This is a genomic window from Bartonella sp. TT110JLCBS (assembly GCF_042193405.1).
Lineage (GTDB): Bacteria > Pseudomonadota > Alphaproteobacteria > Rhizobiales > Rhizobiaceae > Bartonella.
Genome location: NZ_JBHILT010000202.1, coordinates 1 through 752, shown reverse-complemented (window position 1 = coordinate 752; position 752 = coordinate 1). Strand labels below are relative to the sequence as shown.

Annotated in this window: 1 protein-coding gene; it reads left to right on the top strand. The window is 41.6% G+C overall.

Annotation, left to right across the window (positions count from 1 at the left end; all coding sequences use genetic code 11):
• Window positions 1-53 precede the first annotated feature (53 nt).
• On the top strand, window positions 54-752 hold a 699-nt coding region (locus ACFILW_RS10455), incomplete at its 3' end, for a hypothetical protein (protein WP_375685805.1).

Sequence of the window (752 nt, the reverse complement as noted above, 5' to 3'; positions counted from 1 at the left end):
AGTCTCCTTTGATTACTTTTGACTTGTCTTACTTTTTCTTGCAAGAAACCTAGATGGGGATTGATCAATTTAGTGAGTGGATTTCTTTTTCAACACCACAAAACAACGCATACTACAACTCATATCATCCAAATGAAAGGGGCTACCAAAACATCTTATGGAATAACGATAGACAACATTGGGAAGAACCTCAAGAGCAATTTCAAAAGGATGAGACACTCGCAAAGGATGCATCTTCATTGGAAAACGCGCTAGCTAGCTTTATTGAAGCTTCTGATGTCTCTTGCCGAAGAATGGAAGCCACACGAAAAATTCAAGAAACCTCCTACAACAACCTTGAGCATCAATTAGGATGGATACTTGACACACTCTCTAAGGAACAGAAATTGGTCGAGCAAACAACACCAATTCCTTGGAAAGATGATGTGGTGGCAACCGATGTTGAAGAGATGAGGCCAAGCGAGCATGAAGTTGTAGAAGTTGAAGAGATGCAAGAAGATCCATGCTCTCAAAGTGAAGATTGTTTGAAGGGGCAGTATGCTTGCGAAGGGGAAATAATACAAGAAGAGACATCAACGATGTATTGCCTTCAAGATAAAGAAGAAGACGAAGAAAGCCCTAAGGTAACGGATCAAGCGCAACTCTTCAAGATCGATCACCTCATAAAAAGCAAGAGAGAGGCTTCGGGTTTGGGAGACGATGTGCATGGGGCGTTTAAACCATCCAAATACCCACCTATGGTAAGCTTGAAC